The organism is Pseudomonas sp. NFR16 (assembly GCF_900108875.1).
GTDB lineage: Bacteria > Pseudomonadota > Gammaproteobacteria > Pseudomonadales > Pseudomonadaceae > Aquipseudomonas.
Map to the genome: position 1 here is coordinate 661348 of NZ_FNYJ01000002.1, position 16664 is coordinate 678011.

Sequence of the window (16664 nt, forward strand, 5' to 3'; positions counted from 1 at the left end):
CTCTGGTTCGCGGAAAATCGGGCATTATCCTTGCGGACAACGTCAAGGCAATCGAAGGACCGCCGGCACAGGTATCACTGACCGTGGGAAATTTCCCAAGTTCCTTATCGAAAATTCCCGTTGGTCCTACAATCAGGAACGAATGCGTGATCGAACAATCCTCGATCGAAAATGACCCCACCGGCCTGTCTCCCGCAGAGGCCCGGCGCACGGCGCTTTACCTCACGCTGCATCAGGTGCCGGAGGGAAAAGTCGTGAGTTACGGGCAACTGGCCGAACTGGCTGGTTTAGGACGAGCGGCACGCTTCGTGGGCCGCACCTTGAGCCAGTTGCCTGACGGCAGCACCCTGCCGTGGCACCGCGTATTGGGTGCCGGAGGTCGGCTCAGCCTGGCGGCCGGCACCGTGTCGGGAGAAGAGCAACGGGCGCGATTGCGTGCCGAAGGCGTGACCATCCGTAACAATCGTGTGGATATGCAGCGTCATGGCTGGCGTCCGACAGAGCACAACGGTTAGAGTGCGCGCTTTGTTTACGTAATCTGAGGCAGATTCCAGCCCATGCCCCGCAAAACCTGGCGCGCCGCGCTCGCCGCATATGCCAGCCCCTCTACCTTTGTGCTCTTGCTGCTCGGGTTTGCCGCAGGCATGCCTTACATGCTGGTGTTCTCTACGCTTTCTGTCTGGCTGCGCGAAGCAGGCGTGGCCCGTGAAACCATCGGTTACGCCAGCCTGATCGGCCTGGCCTACGCGTTCAAATGGGTGTGGTCGCCCCTGCTCGACCAATGGAGTCTGCCGCTGTTGGGGCGGCTGGGCCGCCGGCGTTCGTGGCTGGTGCTGTCGCAATCACTGGTGACACTGGGTCTGATCGGCATGGGCTTCTGCGACCCGCAGCAGCACCTGTCCTGGCTGATCGCGATTGCCGTTCTGGTCGCCTTCTCGTCAGCCACGCAAGACATCGCCATCGATGCCTACCGTCTGGAGATCGCCAGCGACAGTCAGCAAGCCACCCTCGCCGCCAGTTACATGGCCGGTTACCGGGTCGCGGCGCTGCTTGCCACCGCGGGTGCGCTGTATTTTGCCGAAGGTTTCGGCTCCACCGGTTTCGCTTACAAACACTCCGCCTGGACCGGCACCTACGTGCTGTTCGGCTTGCTCATGGTGCCCGCGCTGATCACCAGCCTGATCATGCGCGAGCCATCCGTGCCATTGCGCACGCAGCTGTCGGCGGCCCGTTACGGCTTCGTTCATCAACTGGCATCGGTGTTCGTGCTGATCGTCCTGCTGGTGTCGGTGCCTGCCATGTTCACGCAGTTGTACAACACCGACTTCGCCAGCGTGCTGTTTCAAGGCACGACCTGGAAAGACCTGCTCATGGAAGACCGCGCCTTTCTGCGTGCGATTCTCTACACCCTCCTGACAGGCGCGTGCCTTTCCTCTGTAGGACGTCGCGGGTTGGCGCCGGTGCTGACGCCGATCAACGACTTCATCCTGCGCTACCGCTGGCAGGCGCTGCTGCTGCTCGGCCTGATTGCGACCTATCGCATGTCCGATACGGTGATGGGCGTGATGGCGAACGTGTTCTACATCGATCAGGGCTTCACCAAGGATCAGATTGCCAGCGTCAGCAAGATTTTCGGGCTGGTCATGACCTTGGTGGGCGCGGCGTTCGGCGGTCTGGCGATCGTGCGGTTCGGCATTCTGCCGATCCTGTTCATCGGCGGAGCAACCTCTGCCGCCACCAACCTGCTGTTCCTGATGCTGGCCGACATGGGCCCGAATCTGAAAATGCTGATCGTCACCATCTCGCTGGACAACTTCAGTTCAGGCCTTGCGACATCGGCGTTCGTGGCGTACCTGTCGAGCCTGACCAACCTGAAGTTCTCGGCCACGCAATACGCCCTGCTCAGCTCGATCATGCTGCTGCTGCCGCGTCTGATCGGCGGCTATTCAGGGGTCATGGTCGAGAAGCTGGGCTATCACAACTTCTTCATGGTGACAGCCTTGATGGGCGTACCGACGCTGTTCATGATCGCGCTGCACTGGGTGCAGGAAGCGCGCAAGGAGAAGCGCGAAGAGGACGAGAAACCGGCCGAAACGCAGGTAAGCGAACAGCCCTGATCTCCACCCGGCAAAACGCGCGTACCCTCTGACGCACTCCCGACACCCAACAAAAAGCCCCGGTCTCTTTCGAGCCGGGGCTTTGTCGTTTCTGCTCAGGGCTTAACGCTGAGGCATTGCTTCCTGCTGCTCCTGCACCACACGAACCACGCGCTGAGGGAACGGGATGTCGATGTTCGCCGCGCGCAGGCGATCACGAATCTCGGCGTTGAAGCGGTTGGACACTTCACCGAAATCGCCGGTCTTGGTCCAGACCCGCAGCGACACGGTGATCGAGCTGTCGCCAAGCGCCGCCACCACGGCCTGCGGGGCAGGATCCTGCAGCACGCGCGGATCGTCGGCCATTTCCATCAGCACGCCGAGCGCCTGCTTGAGGTCGGCGTCGTAATCGATGCCCACATCGAACGTGATCTTGCGGGTCGGCTGACGGTTGGTGTTGGTGATGATGCCGTTGGACAGATTGCCGTTGGGCAGGATTACGGTCTTGTTGTCGCCGGTGCGGATGATCGTATGGAAGATCTGGATGCTGTCGACGGTGCCCGACACGCCCTGCGCTTCGATCCAGTCGCCGATGCGAAATGGACGAAACAGCAGAATCAGCACCCCACCGGCAAAGTTGGCGAGGCTGCCTTGCAGCGCCAGGCCGATGGCCAGACCGGCAGCACCGATCGCAGCAACGAACGAGGTGGTCTCGACGCCGATCATCGAAGCGACGCTGACGATCAGCAGGATCTTGAGAATGATGTTGCCCAGGCTGCTGATGAACCCTTGCAACGCCAGATCAACGTGACGCAGGGCCAACAGCGCCCCCACTTTTGAAGTCAGTTTATTGATCAGCCACCAGCCGACCAGCAGCACGACGACCGCCAGCAGCACGCGGCTGCCGTATTGCATGACCATGGGAATCCAGGCTTGGGAAGCCTTGACCAGGTGATCCACCTGGCCGTTCAAATCCAGATCCATTGAGTGCTCCTTGTGGTCGTGAAACGAAAGCAGAAACGATGACGCTTACGGACGCCATCGTTTCAAGGGGACCTGCACTCCGACGCGCGTAAAACCCTCAGGTTCCCGCGTTGAGGCAAATCGGCGGGATCAGTCGCGGAAGTTATTGAATTGCAGCGGCATGCCGAATTCTTTCGCACGCAGAGCAGCGATGGCTTCCTGCAGATCGTCCCGCTTCTTGCCGGTCACACGCACTTGCTCGCCCTGAATGGCGGCCTGAACCTTGAGCTTGGCATCCTTGATATGCGCGACGATTTTCTTGGCCAGCTCCTTGTCGATCCCTTCCTTGAGCGTCGCTTCCTGCTTCATCACTTTGCCGGACGGATAGGCGTCTTTCACTTCCAGACATTGCACGTCGATCTTGCGCTTGATCAGGGCCAGTTTAAGGATCTCGATCATGGCCTCGAGCTGAAACTCGGCCTCGGCGGTGAGATTGACGGTGAGTTCCTTTTCCTTGAACTCGAAGCTGCCTTTGCCTTTAAGGTCGTAGCGGCGGTCCAGCTCCTTGATCGCGTTGTCGACGGCATTCGTGACTTCGTGTTTATCCAGTTCGGACACTACGTCGAACGAGGGCATGTAGATTCTCCAATTGATACGGCGCGGCTCGACATGTGGATGGAGCACGCCTGACTTGACGGTATGAAAGCCCGCTCATTATAACGAGACTTTTCCCACGTTCATGTGAGCCTGCGATGTCGATTTTGTTTTCACTGCCCACCGCACTCACTGACCTGCGGCGCGCCCACTCTTGAAACCGCTGTGCTGGCACATACTCGGCGCGGGCAGCCTGGGCAGTCTGTGGGCTACGCGACTGGCTCGCGCCGGCCTGCCAGTGCAGCTGATCTTGCGCAACGAAGCGCGACTGGCGGCGTATCACGCGCACGGCGGGCTCGTTTTGAATGAACGAGGCCAGCATCAGACATTTGCCATCCCTGCCCAATCGGCCGCGTCTGCGGAGCCTGTCGAGCGACTGCTGGTCGCCTGCAAGGCGTACGACGCGGAGCGCGCCGTCGCCTCGATCGCTTCGCGTCTGGTCGACGGCGCCGAGGTTCTGCTGTTGCAGAATGGTCTGGGCAGCCAGGATGCCGTCGCAGCGATGATCCCCAAGGCTCGCTGCATTTTCGTCTCCAGCACCGAAGGCGCGTTCTGCGACACGCCATGGAACGTCGTCTTTGCCGGACAAGGCTTCAACTGGCTCGGCGATACCACGCAGACACCGCCGCCATGGCTGGACGAGCTCTCGGCAGCGGGAATTGCTCACCAATGGACCGCCGACATTCTCGACCGCCTCTGGCGCAAGCTGGCGCTCAACTGCGCGATCAATCCGCTGACGGTGCTGCACGCGTGCACCAATGGCGCGTTGCTGCAACAGGGCGAAGAAGTCCGTGCGCTGTGCGACGAACTGGTTCAAGTGCTGAACGCATGCGGCAGACCCGGCGCCGCCACGGGTCTGCACGACGAGGTGAATCGTGTGATTCAGGCCACTGCAGCCAATTACTCGTCGATGTATCAGGACGTGGCGCACGGACGACGCACCGAAATCAGCTACTTGCTCGGTTACCTCTGCGCCAAGGCGTTTGAACACGGGTGTCCCGCGCCGGAGCTGGACCGTTTGCGCGAGCAGCTGACCGCCCACCTGATCGCCAGGGGCCTGCCCAGCGACTAAGTAAGGATAATGTCGCGCGGTGCCGGGTGTCTGATCATTTCGCCTGTTCGGGTTTGCGCAAGCCGCGAACAGCGCTAACCTGCCTGCTCCTCATTTCGGTGATACTGCCCCATGCCATTGCGCCAGCGCCTTGAAAATCTGCCGGTCGGTCAAAAGCTTCTGGCCGCCCTGCTGGTCTTGCTCACGACTGTTCTGCTGGTCGCCAACCTGACCTTCATCAGCGCCGCCTACTACATCTCTCAGGAAGCGATGGCGCCGCAGGCCCTGCAGACGATCGGCCGGCTGATCAGCAATCCCGGCCTCTCCGAACAGGCGCTTTCTTCGCCCTACAACGCGCAAGCGCTGCTCAAGGAGCTGAAAAACTACAGCCCTTTAAGAGCAGCGGCGGTCTATGACAGCAACGGCAACCGACTGGCCCAGATGCAACAGGGCGACAAGCTGCGCCTGCCCGATCACTATCGCAATCTGGAAAGCTGGCGCATCACCGAGTTTCGCAATACTCAGGTGATTCCAGTGCCCAAGTCCGGTCAGGCGCCCGGCCACCTGCTGCTGGTGGCCAGCAGCGAACTGCCGACGGCGTTCTACACCGGCACGCTGACGGCCAGCCTTGGCATTCTGATCTTCAGCGTGCTGCTTTGGGCCGGGGTCGCCCGGCAGATTCGCCGCTTCATCACCGAGCCGATCTATCAGCTGGAAGACTTGTCCCGGCGGGTCACCCGCGAGGAGAACTACGCGCTGCGCGCCGGCCCCGGCAACCATGACGAAATCGGCTCGCTGGCCGAGGCATTCAATACCATGCTGTCGCGCATGGAGGCCCGAGAGCAGCAGCTCAAGCGCGCGCGTGACGAATCGCAGGAAGCGTACGATCAGGCACAAGGTCTGGCCGAAGAAACCCGCCACACCAACCGCAAACTGGAACTGGAAGTTCAGGTGCGCAGCAAGATCGAGAAGAAGCTGACCGGCTTTCAGAACTACCTCAACAGCATCATCGACTCGATGCCTTCGGCGTTGATCGCGCTGGACGAACAGCTTTATGTGACGCAGTGGAATCAGGAAGCGGGCGCGCTGTCGGGCACGCCTCTGGATGAAGCCCTGAATCAGCCCATCTATCTGGCCTTTGCGCCGATGAAGGCCTTCCTGCCACAGATCAAACAGACGGTCGAACGCCACACCGTCACCAAGATCGAGCGGGTGACCTGGGTCAAGGGCGACGTCTCGCACCATTACGCCCTCACCTTCTACCCCCTGACCGGCGGCGCAGGTCGCGGCGCGGTGATCCGGATCGACGACATCACCCAGCGTCTGTCGCTGGAAGAAATGATGGTGCAATCGGAGAAAATGCTGTCGGTGGGCGGCCTGGCAGCCGGCATGGCGCACGAGATCAACAACCCACTTGGGGCGATCATGCACAACGTGCAGAACATTCGCCGTCGCCTGTCGCCGGAATTGCCGAAGAACCTGGAGCAGGCCGAACAGGAAGGCATCGAGCTGAGCGCGGTGAACCAGTACCTCAGCGCCCGCGAAGTGCCGCAATTGCTCGACGGCATTCAGCAGGCCGGTGCGCGGGCGGCGAAGATCGTTAGTCACATGCTCAGCTTCAGTCGCCGCAGCAATCGGCAAATGGCACCCTGCGATCTCCCGGCGCTGATCGATCAGGCTGTGGAAATCGCCAGCAACGACTTTGACCTGACCATCGGCTTCGATTTCAAAGGCCAGAACATTATTCGTCAGTTCGATCCCAACCTGGGACCGGTGCCCGGCACCGCCAACGAGCTGGAGCAGGTGTTGCTCAATCTGCTGAAAAACGCGGCGCAGGCCATTCACCAGCGCGAGAACGACACCGAGCCCGGACGCATCATTCTGCGCACACGCCTGAATCCGCCATGGGCCGAAATTCAGGTCGAGGATAACGGCATTGGCATGTCGGAAAGCGTGCGCAAGCGCACGTTCGAGCCGTTCTTCACCACCAAGGAAATCGGCCAGGGCACCGGGCTCGGGCTTTCGGTTTCCTATTTCATCATCACTAATAACCACAAGGGCCAGATGGAAGTGCATTCCACGCTGGGCCAAGGCACCTGCTTCACCTTGCGCCTGCCGCTGGCGGGCCGCGAGATGAACGTGCCCGAGCAGATCATTGCCGGTAATGAATAGGTCCGCAGGGCCAGGAGAAAACGATGGGATTCCGCTTGTCGAAAATCTACACGCGCACGGGTGACAAAGGTGAAACCGGGCTGGGCGATGGCCGCCGCGTGCCGAAGGATCACCCTCGCATCGAGGCGATTGGCGAGGTCGACACGCTGAACAGCCAGTTAGGGTTGCTGCTGGCCGGCCTTGAAGGGCTGGCGGGAGCAATGCCGGCGATGCAGGAAATCATCGAAGTGCTTGGGCCGTGCCAGCACCGGCTGTTCGATCTGGGCGGTGAGCTGGCGATGCCCGAATATCAGGCGCTGAATGCCGCCGAAGTCGAGCGTCTGGAAGCGGCGATCGATCGCTGGAATGAAGAACTCGGCCCGCTGGAGAACTTCATTCTCCCGGGCGGCTCGTCGCTGATCGCTCAGGCACACGTCTGTCGAAGCCTGGCACGCAGCGCCGAACGCCGTTGCCAGCACTTGAACAGCCTCGAGCCGCTGGCCGGCGTCGGGCTGGCTTATATCAATCGGCTGTCGGATTTGCTGTTTGTCGCTGCGAGGATCATCGCCCGACGCGAAGGTGTGGCAGAAATCCTGTGGGAGCCAGCGAAGAAGCCTGAGTAATCACAAGCCTGCAAGCGCGCGCGGGTCCCGCGCCTGCAGGAATCGCGTTCAAACGGTTGGCCAGAACGCTCGGATGCCGGCTACACCTTGTGCGCCGTTTTCCCACGCAAGCTCGCGCTCGGCGGGACCCACTCCGCCAAGCAGGTAAACCGGCTTGCTGAAGCCATCGATCAACTCGCGGGCCAGCTCCCAGCCCAGCGGCTGCGCGTCCGGGTGAGTCTGCGTCGGCTGGACTGGCGAGAGGGTGACGAAGTCCACGCCCATCTGCTCTGCAAGGCTCAGTTCTTCAGCGCTGTGGCAGGACGCCGCCAACCAGCGATCTTCGGGAAACGGCCGGCCCTTGCTGGCGTACTTTCGCAATTGCTCGCTGGTCAGGTGCCAGCCAGCGGCGGGAAAATCGCCCAGCCATTCCAGTGGGCCCTTGAGCATCAACTGCGCCTTGCCCGCACACAGGCCGACCGCATCGACCGCCACATCGCGGTATTTCGGGTCATAGCCATTTGGAGCACGCAGCTGGATCAGCTTGATCCCGCCGGCGATCGCTTTCTGCATGCCCTGCAACAATTGCGGGGTGTCGAGGGCATCCGGGGTGATCAGGTATTCGGCAGGCAAACGGGCGGCCGCGACGATGGGCCGATTGGCGGCCGGAAAGTCGTAACCGGCCAGCTCGCGATTCGACACCCAGGCCAGCGGCTGACCTTCCGCCCCGTGAGGTTCGCCAGTGAAGGAAGAGACTTCCCAGACGTCCAGCAGGACTTGCTTGTCGGGATAATCGTGCTTGATCTTGATCAGCGGGCGCGCCGCTTTGACGACGATGCCCAGCTCCTCGCTCAGCTCTCGGGCCAGCGCTGTTTCGACGGACTCCTGAGGTTCGACCTTGCCACCGGGAAACTCCCACAAGCCGCCCTGGTGCTGCTTGTCGGCACGTCGGGCGATGAGAATCCTGCCGTCGATGCCACGAATGACGGCGGCGGCCACATGGATGCGTTTCACGTTAACCTTCCTCCAGACCGGCCTGCTGCCAACGCTTGAATGCGGGCCATTGGTAAATCGTCTCGACATAGGCACTCGCCGCATCCGGCAAGTCGACGTGGTACGTGCGCAGCCGCACGGCTACCGGCGCGAAAAACGCGTCGACAATGCCTGGCTTGCCGAACAGAAACGGGCCACCGTCTCTGGACGCCGCACGGCACTCGGACCACAGCTCGACCATACGATCGATGTCGGCCTGTGCCTCCACCGGAATGACTTCCAGCGCCTCATCGCGGCGCAGGTCCATCGGCAGGCTGGAGCGCAGGGCAACGAAGCCGCTATGCATCTGAGCGCACGCCGAACGCGCCTGAGCACGGGCCGCCACATCTACCGGCCACAGCGCGGCGTCGGGGAACCGTTCGGCAAGGTACTCGCAGATCGCCAGCGAATCGACGATGGTGCCGTGCTCGCATTTCAGCGCAGGCACCTTGCCGGTGGGTGAATGCTCACGAATCAGGCGAGAAGTGTCCGCCTGATTCAGACGGATGACCTGATCAGTGAAAGGCTGGCCGATCATTTCAAGCACCAGCCAGGGTCGCAATGACCAGGAGGAATAGCGTTTGTCGCCGATGATCAGGTGCAGGCTCATGTTTCAGCTCCATTGATATCTGTATGAAATGAACCCTGTCGAGGGCGAATTCATTGGCAATGCGGCAGTCCGGCATGAAGCCTGACGCTCATACCGCCCTGTCGCAAGCATTCGCCCTTACAGATTCAGCACCGACGTGCGCACGCCTGCCACGCGGGTCCGATCAGGTGCGGTATTCCGCGTTGATCTTCACGTACTCATGGGACAGGTCGGTGGTCCAGATGGTCTCGCTGCAATCGCCACGACCCAACTCGATGCGGATGGTGATTTCTTCTTCAGCCATGACCGCCGAACCTTGCGCTTCGGTGTAAGTAGAGGCCCGTGCGCCCTTGCTGGCGATGCACACGCCGCTGAGGAACACGTCGATTTTGCTCACGTCCAGGTCCGGCACGCCGGCCCGCCCCACGGCTGCCAGAATGCGGCCCCAGTTGGGATCGGAGGCGAACAGCGCAGTCTTGATCAGCGGCGAATGAGCGACGGTGTAGCCGACGTCCAGGCATTCCTGATGATTGGCGCCGCCATTGACTTCGACGGTCACGAACTTGGTCGCGCCCTCGCCGTCACGCACGATGGCTTGAGCCACGTCCATGCAGACTTCGAAGACAGCCTTTTTCAGCGCGTCGAACAGCGGACCGCGGGCTTCGGTGACCTCCGGCAGGTCGGCCTGACCGGTGGCGATCAGCATGCAGCAGTCGTTGGTCGAGGTGTCGCCATCGATGGTGATGCGGTTGAACGATTTGTTCGCACCGTCGCGGATAAGGTCCTGCAACACGCTCTGGGAAACCTTGGCGTCGGTGGCGATGTAGCCGAGCATGGTGGCCATGTTCGGGCGAATCATGCCCGCGCCCTTGCTGATGCCGGTGACGGTGACGGTCACGCCGTCGATCTGGAACTGACGGCTTGCACCTTTGGGCAGCGTGTCAGTGGTCATGATGCCTGTGGCTGCGGCAGCCCAGTTATCCACGGACAGATCATCCAGCGCCGCTTGCAGCGCGCCTTCGATCTTTTCCACAGGCAATGGCTCACCGATGACGCCCGTGGAAAACGGCAGCACGGCGCTGGCGTCAACGCCGGTCAGTTCGGCCAGACGGGCAGTGGTGCGCTCAGCGGCTTGCAGCCCCGGCTCACCGGTGCCCGCGTTGGCGTTGCCGGTGTTGGTCAGCAGATAACGCACGGTGCCGCCCACGCGCTGCTTGGAGAGGATCACTGGCGCTGCGCAAAAGGCATTGAGGGTGAACACGCCCGCGACGCTGGAGCCTTCGGCGCAGCGCATGACCACGACGTCCTTGCGCCCTGGGCGCTTGATGCCGGCAGAGGCGATGCCGAGTTCGAAACCGGGAACCGGGTGCAGCGTCGGCAGAGGACCAAGACCAACAGCCATGAAATGCGCTCCTTGAAATAGCCGGCCGCCCGCTATCGCCGGTACGGCTCGATCAATTGAAAAACGCCGCGACGGCAAAGCCGGTCGCGGCGCGGTATTACGGTGCAGCCACTGTCGAGCCGTTACTTAGTTGATCTGACCGTGACAGTGTTTGAATTTCTTGCCCGAACCACACCAGCACAGTTCGTTACGACCCAGCTTCTGGTCGTTGCGCACCGGCGACATGGCCGCGGCGGCGGCAACAGCGACGTCTTCACCGTCCTCGGCCAGCGCCTCAGGCTGATCCAGCCCCGGCGCTTCGGCATGCTGGAACTGCATGCGCTGAGCCAGTTCTTCGGCTTCGCGGCGCAGACGGGCTTCTTCTTCGGCCGGATCTTCGCGGCGAACCTGGACGTGAGACAGCACACGGATGGTGTCGCGCTTGATCGAATCCAGCAATTCCTGGAACAGCGTGAACGACTCGCGCTTGTATTCCTGCTTAGGGTTCTTCTGAGCGTAGCCGCGCAGGTGGATACCGTGACGCAGATGGTCCATGGTCGACAGGTGGTCTTTCCACAGATCGTCAAGAACGCGCAGCAGAATCTGCTTCTCGAAGGTGCGCAACGCTTCCGCGCTGGCCTGATCTTCCTTCTCATTGTAAGCCTGCATGATGGCTTCCAGGAGTTTCGGACGCAGGGTTTCTTCGTGCAGGTGATCGTCTTCGTCCAGCCACTGCTGAATCGGCAGCTTGACCCCGAAATCGCTGTTCAGCGCGGCTTCCAGACCGGCCACATCCCACTGCTCCGGCAGCGATTGTGGAGGGATGTGCGCACTGATGGTCGCGTCCAGGACTTCCTCGCGGAACTCGGCGATGGTGTCACCAATATTGGTCGCAGCCAGCAGGCTGTTACGCATGTGGTAGATCACTTTACGCTGTTCGTTGGAAACGTCGTCGAACTCGAGCAATTGCTTGCGAATGTCGAAGTTGCGGCCTTCGACCTTGCGCTGCGCCTTCTCGATCGCATTGGTCACCATGCGGTGTTCAATCGCTTCGCCAGACTGCATGCCCAGCGCCTTCATGAAGTTCTTCACCCGGTCAGAGGCGAAAATGCGCATCAGGCTGTCTTCCAGCGACAGGTAGAAACGGCTCGAACCGGTGTCACCCTGACGGCCCGCACGACCGCGCAACTGGTTGTCGATACGACGAGACTCGTGGCGCTCGGAGGCGATGACGTGCAGGCCGCCCGCTTCGATCACCTGCTGATGACGCTTCTGCCAGTCGGCTTTGATCTGTGCGATCTGCTCCGGCGTCGGATTTTCCAGACTGGCGACTTCCACTTCCCAGTTGCCGCCCAACAGGATGTCGGTACCACGACCGGCCATGTTGGTGGCGATGGTCAGCGCGCCCGGACGACCGGCCTGAGCGATGATTTCAGCTTCTTTTTCGTGGAACTTGGCGTTCAGAACTTTGTGATCGATGCCTTCCTTGCGCAGCAGATTGGACATGTGCTCGGAAGTTTCGATGGTCGCGGTGCCGACCAGAACAGGGCGTTGTTCGGCCAGACAAGCCTTGATGTCGGTGATGATCGCCGCGTATTTCTCTTCGGCGGTCAGGTACACCAGATCGTTGAAATCCTTGCGCGCCAACGGCTTGTTCGGCGGAATGACCATCACGGCCAGCGAGTAGATCTGGTGGAATTCGAACGCTTCGGTGTCTGCAGTACCGGTCATGCCGGACAGCTTGTTGTACAGACGGAAGTAGTTTTGGAACGTGGTCGATGCCAGGGTCTGGCTTTCGGCCTGAATGTTCAGGTGCTCTTTGGCCTCGATGGCCTGGTGCAGGCCCTCGGACAGGCGACGACCCGGCATCGTACGGCCCGTGTGCTCGTCGACCAGCAGAATGCCGCCGTCCTGAACGATGTATTCAACGTTGCGATGGAACAGCTTGTGCGCACGCAGACCGGCGTAAACGTGGGTCAGCAGACCCAGGTTGTGCGCCGAGTACAGGCTTTCGCCTTCAGCCAGCAGACCCACTTCGGTCAGCATTTCTTCGATGAACTGGTGGCCGGACTCGTTCAGCTCCACCTGACGGGACTTCTCGTCGATGGTGAAGTGACCCTGCTTGGTGACCTGGCCCTCCACTTCCTCGATGTGCTGTTCGAGCTTCGGGATCAGCTTGTTGATTTCGGTGTACAGCTTGGAGCTGTCTTCGGCCTGACCGGAAATGATCAGCGGCGTACGGGCTTCGTCGATGAGGATCGAGTCCACCTCGTCGATCACGGCAAAGTTCAGCTCGCGCTGGAATTTGTCTTCCAGGCTGAAGGCCATGTTGTCGCGCAGGTAATCGAAACCGAATTCGTTGTTGGTGCCGTACGTGATGTCCGAATTGTAAGCAGCGCGCTTTTCTTCTGGCGGCTGAAATGGCGTGACGACGCCTACGGTCAGGCCGAGGAATTCGTACAACGGACGCATCCAGTTGGCGTCACGACGGGCCAGGTAATCGTTCACGGTTACCACGTGCACGCCCTTGCCGGACAGCGCATTGAGGTACACCGCCAGGGTCGCTACCAGGGTTTTACCTTCACCGGTACGCATCTCGGCGATCATGCCTTCGTGCAGCGTCATGCCGCCGATCAGCTGAACGTCGAAGTGACGCATCCCCATGACGCGTTTACCCGCCTCGCGGCAGACCGCGAAAGCTTCAGGCAGGAGCTTATCGAGGGTCTCACCTTTGGCTATGCGGGCCTTGAACTCTTCGGTCTTGGCGCGCAGTTGCTCGTCCGAAAGGGCCACCATTTGCTCTTCGAAGCTGTTGACGACCTGGACCGTCTTGAGCATGCGCTTCACTTCGCGCTCGTTCTTGCTTCCGAAAAGTTTTTTTAACAAAGGTGCAAACATATCGACAGGATCTTCCACACATAGGGATGGAGGGCGGCCCCGTGAGTCGCCCGTGCAGCCCTCATGGCCGCATGCGAACGAGCATTCTACCCGGAAATGGTGGTGAGGAAAGTGGCGTTATTCCACGATGCTGGCACAGCAATGTTACGGGGCAGAAGTACAATAGGGGCATTTCTTCGGACTTCAACCCATCGAGGGCAGAAGTTTGATTAATGTTTTTTCATGAGGCGCAACAGTGAGCCTCCCTCGGACCCAATGAGTACAGGGGTCACGTCCGGCGTTCTGGTAACATGATGCCGTGTTCCGTCAGGCAACTTCCATGGCATTTCGTCCTTTACCGGCTCGCGCACCGGCCGTTCTGCTGCGCGAAGCCAGGCCACTCAAAGCCATTTTCAACCACGCCCAACGGCTGGCGCATTTGCAGCGCCTGCTCGAAAGTCAGCTGCAACCGGCCGCTCGCCCTCACTGTCATGTGGCTTCGTGGCGCGAAGGCACGCTGCTGCTGGTGGTCACCGACGGGCATTGGGCTACGCGGCTGCGCTATCAGCAAAAACGTCTTCAGCGGCAATTGGTAGCGTTCAAGGAATTCTCAAACCTCACGCGCCTGCAGCTCAAGGTGCAACCCGCGACAATCCATCGGGCTGCCGTTGGCCAATCAAGGGGCATTTCGTCAAACGCCGCCGAAACGATCAGCGAAACGGCTGAGGGCATCAGCGATCCCAAGCTGCGCGCCGCGCTGGAGCGATTGGCGGCGCATGCGCTGCCGAAAGCGCCTGGAAAATCATAAGCGGCGAAAAGCCAGCGTCCGCACCGGCTCTTTCCCGGCTGAAGCCGGTCCTGCCGATACAGAGCCGGCCCTGCCTCGCACACTGTAGGACGGGCTTCAGCGGGGAAGCCGCACTGCCCTTCGACCTTCCATAAAAAAGGCCACCCGAAGGTGGCCTTAAATAATCAAACTAGAAGAAGAGACTGTTTACACTGCCGCAACAGGGCGCATGTAAGAGATCGGTGCGGTACTGGCATCTTCGAAGGTCACGACTTCCCAAGCGTCTTCCTGTGCAATCAATGCACGCAGCAGACGGTTGTTCAGGCCATGCCCCGACTTGAAGCCGTGGTACTCGCCGATCAGGCTGTTGCCCAACAGATACAGGTCACCGATGGCATCCAGGATCTTGTGTTTGACGAATTCGTCCTCATACCGCAGGCCGTCTTCGTTCAACACGCCGTCCTTGTCCACGACGATTGCGTTCTCGACGCTGCCGCCCAGTGCAAGGTTGTGTTTGCGCAGGTATTCGATGTCTTTCATGAAACCGAATGTCCGGGCGCGGCTCACTTCCTTCACGAACGAAGTGCTGGAGAAGTCGACGCTTGCAGTTTGCGTGCGGTTTTTCAGGAACGGGTGGTCGAAATCTATTTCGAAACTCACCTTGAAACCTTCGAACGGCATGAACTTCGCGTATTTTCCGTCTTCCTCAACGCAGACTTCTTTAAGGATGCGGATGAATTTCTTCGGTGCGTCCTGCTCTTCCAGGCCAGCCGACTGAATCAGGAATACGAAGGGACCTGCGCTGCCATCCATGATCGGAACTTCGGAGGCAGAAAGTTCAACGTAGGCGTTATCAATGCCAAGGCCGGCCATGGCCGATAGCAAGTGCTCGACCGTATCGACCTTCACGTCGCCGTTGAACAGCGTCGTGGAGAGCGTGGTGTCGCCGACGTTCAACGCGTGCGCGTTGATCTGGACAACCGGCTCGAGGTCGGTACGGAAAAACACAATGCCAGCGTTCACAGGTGCAGGTTTGAGGGTCAGGTAAACCTTTTCCCCCGAGTGCAGGCCGATACCTGTGGCACGGATAATATTCTTCAGGGTGCGTTGTTTAATCATGGCATTGGCCGCTTCAGCGCATATCGCGAATTAGTATCAACAAAGGCTGGCGATAATAGCAGACCTCGCCTTTGCTGAACACCAATCACCCTTATACCCCTGATAGAACTCATCAATCAGCCTGACGACGCAGGAAGGCTGGAATATCCAGATAATCCAGATCGTCTTGCGGGTTCATTTTCGCCGCGGCTGTCGCGCCTGCGTGAGCTTGATTGCGCATCACGGTTGGACGGTCCAGGTCACGGTAATTCACCGATGGCTGCTCCTGACGGACTGCCTGCTGCTGCACGGGTGCGGCTTGAGCGGTCTGCATGGTGTTGTCGATGACCTTTACAGGCTTCTCGATTTTCGCGCCCAGACCGGTTGCGACCACAGTCACGTGCAGCTCGTCGCGCATGTCCGGATCGATAACGGTACCGACCTTGACCATGGCGTGCTCGGAGGCGAACGCTTCGATGATGCTACCCACGTCGGAGTACTCACCCAGAGACAGGTCAGGACCGGCAGTGATGTTGACCAGAATGCCGCGCGCGCCCTGCAGGTTGACGTCTTCGAGCAGCGGGTTGCGGATGGCCGCTTCGGTCGCTTCACGTGCACGGTTAGGACCGCTTGCAGCGCCGGTGCCCATCATCGCCATGCCCATTTCGGACATCACGGTGCGTACGTCGGCGAAGTCGACGTTGATCATGCCGGGACGCTTGATGATGTCGGAGATACCGCGAACGGCACCGGCCAGTACATCGTCAGCCTTGGCGAATGCCGACAGCAGGCTTGCGTCCTTGCCCAGGATGGTCAGCAGCTTCTCGTTGGGAATGGTGATCAACGAGTCGACGCTTTCGGACAGCGCGCGGATGCCTTCATCGGCGATCTGCATGCGCTTGCGGCCTTCGAACGGGAACGGACGGGTGACCACTGCAACGGTCAGAATGCCCATTTCCTTGGCCACTTCAGCGATGATCGGTGCCGCACCGGTACCGGTACCGCCGCCCATGCCGGTGGTGATGAAGACCATGTTGGTGCCCTGCAGAACTTCTGCAATGCGCTCACGATCTTCCAGTGCCGCCTGACGACCGACTTCAGGGTTCGCACCTGCGCCCAGGCCTTTGGTCACGCCGGTACCCAACTGCAGGATGGTCCGCGCGCCGATGTTTTTCAGAGCTTGAGCATCGGTGTTGGCGCAGATGAACTCGACGCCTTCGATGTTGCTCTTGACCATGTGATTGACTGCGTTGCCGCCGCCACCACCAACGCCGATAACTTTAATTACCGGGCTTTGTGGGATGTTGTCTACGAGCTCGAACATGTTCCCTCTCCTTCAGTTCTCTAGTTTTATGTCGCCTGTTGCCTGCCTACCACTTTTTG

General features: G+C 60.3%; 14 protein-coding genes. 6 read left to right on the forward strand and 8 right to left on the reverse strand.

All coding sequences use genetic code 11. From position 1 onward, the window contains the following. Positions 1-146: 146 nt before the first annotated feature. Both BMZ10_RS11675 and BMZ10_RS11680 read left to right on the forward strand, forming a co-directional pair. Positions 147-515, forward strand: a complete 369-nt coding sequence (locus BMZ10_RS11675) for an MGMT family protein (protein WP_093461763.1) — start codon at positions 147-149, stop codon at positions 513-515. 42 nt (positions 516-557) lie between these two features. Continuing rightward, positions 558-2117 carry an AmpG family muropeptide MFS transporter gene (locus tag BMZ10_RS11680; RefSeq protein WP_093461766.1) on the forward strand — a complete coding sequence of 520 codons (1560 nt, stop codon included), beginning with the start codon at positions 558-560 and terminating at the stop codon, positions 2115-2117. 102 nt (positions 2118-2219) lie between these two features. Here BMZ10_RS11680 and BMZ10_RS11685 read toward each other — a convergent pair whose 3' ends face one another. Together BMZ10_RS11685 and BMZ10_RS11690 are read right to left on the reverse strand one after the other, a co-directional pair. Beyond that, the gene (locus tag BMZ10_RS11685; protein WP_093462567.1) at positions 2220-3074 is read right to left on the reverse strand and encodes a mechanosensitive ion channel family protein; all 855 of its coding nucleotides are present in this window, start codon (positions 3072-3074) and stop codon (positions 2220-2222) included. A 135-nt stretch (positions 3075-3209) separates the two neighbouring features. After that, on the reverse strand, positions 3210-3695 hold the full coding sequence (locus BMZ10_RS11690; RefSeq protein WP_093461769.1) for a YajQ family cyclic di-GMP-binding protein: 486 nt from the start codon (positions 3693-3695) through the stop codon (positions 3210-3212). 181 nt (positions 3696-3876) lie between these two features. Between BMZ10_RS11690 and BMZ10_RS11695 the strand changes: the two genes are divergently transcribed. The 3 genes from BMZ10_RS11695 to BMZ10_RS11705 all read left to right on the forward strand — a co-directional run bounded on the left by BMZ10_RS11695 (position 3877) and on the right by BMZ10_RS11705 (position 7538). Continuing rightward, positions 3877-4785: a putative 2-dehydropantoate 2-reductase gene (locus BMZ10_RS11695; RefSeq protein WP_093462569.1), complete on the forward strand. Its 909-nt coding sequence runs from the start codon at positions 3877-3879 to the stop codon at positions 4783-4785. A gap of 111 nt (positions 4786-4896) precedes the next feature. Continuing rightward, complete coding sequence (locus BMZ10_RS11700) at positions 4897-6936, forward strand: sensor histidine kinase (RefSeq protein WP_093461771.1); 2040 nt, start codon at positions 4897-4899, stop codon at positions 6934-6936. A gap of 23 nt (positions 6937-6959) precedes the next feature. Continuing rightward, positions 6960-7538, forward strand: coding sequence for a cob(I)yrinic acid a,c-diamide adenosyltransferase (locus tag BMZ10_RS11705; protein WP_093461774.1), 579 nt, complete (start codon positions 6960-6962; stop codon positions 7536-7538). 48 nt (positions 7539-7586) lie between these two features. Here BMZ10_RS11705 and BMZ10_RS11710 read toward each other — a convergent pair whose 3' ends face one another. The 4 genes from BMZ10_RS11710 to secA form a co-directional block, all read right to left on the reverse strand. Beyond that, the gene (locus BMZ10_RS11710) at positions 7587-8531 is read right to left on the reverse strand and encodes a Nudix family hydrolase (RefSeq protein ID WP_093461777.1); all 945 of its coding nucleotides are present in this window, start codon (positions 8529-8531) and stop codon (positions 7587-7589) included. A 1-nt stretch (position 8532) separates the two neighbouring features. Then, positions 8533-9159, reverse strand: coding sequence for a glutathione S-transferase family protein (locus BMZ10_RS11715; protein ID WP_093461780.1), 627 nt, complete (start codon positions 9157-9159; stop codon positions 8533-8535). A gap of 163 nt (positions 9160-9322) precedes the next feature. Then, positions 9323-10540 carry a bifunctional glutamate N-acetyltransferase/amino-acid acetyltransferase ArgJ gene (gene argJ, locus BMZ10_RS11720; protein ID WP_093461783.1) on the reverse strand — a complete coding sequence of 406 codons (1218 nt, stop codon included), beginning with the start codon at positions 10538-10540 and terminating at the stop codon, positions 9323-9325. A 126-nt stretch (positions 10541-10666) separates the two neighbouring features. After that, positions 10667-13417: a preprotein translocase subunit SecA gene (gene secA / locus BMZ10_RS11725; protein WP_093461786.1), complete on the reverse strand. Its 2751-nt coding sequence runs from the start codon at positions 13415-13417 to the stop codon at positions 10667-10669. Between the two features lie 319 nt (positions 13418-13736). On the opposite strand from secA, the gene BMZ10_RS11730 reads away from it, so the two are divergent. Then, a complete protein-coding gene (locus BMZ10_RS11730) occupies positions 13737-14204 on the forward strand; it encodes a DUF721 domain-containing protein (RefSeq protein WP_093461789.1) in 468 nt (155 codons plus the stop codon). A gap of 186 nt (positions 14205-14390) precedes the next feature. Here BMZ10_RS11730 and lpxC read toward each other — a convergent pair whose 3' ends face one another. Then, the gene (gene lpxC, locus BMZ10_RS11735) at positions 14391-15302 is read right to left on the reverse strand and encodes a UDP-3-O-acyl-N-acetylglucosamine deacetylase (RefSeq protein WP_093461792.1); all 912 of its coding nucleotides are present in this window, start codon (positions 15300-15302) and stop codon (positions 14391-14393) included. A 112-nt stretch (positions 15303-15414) separates the two neighbouring features. Continuing rightward, positions 15415-16605 carry a cell division protein FtsZ gene (gene ftsZ / locus BMZ10_RS11740; RefSeq protein WP_062384185.1) on the reverse strand — a complete coding sequence of 397 codons (1191 nt, stop codon included), beginning with the start codon at positions 16603-16605 and terminating at the stop codon, positions 15415-15417. Between the last annotated feature and the right edge of the window lie 59 nt (positions 16606-16664).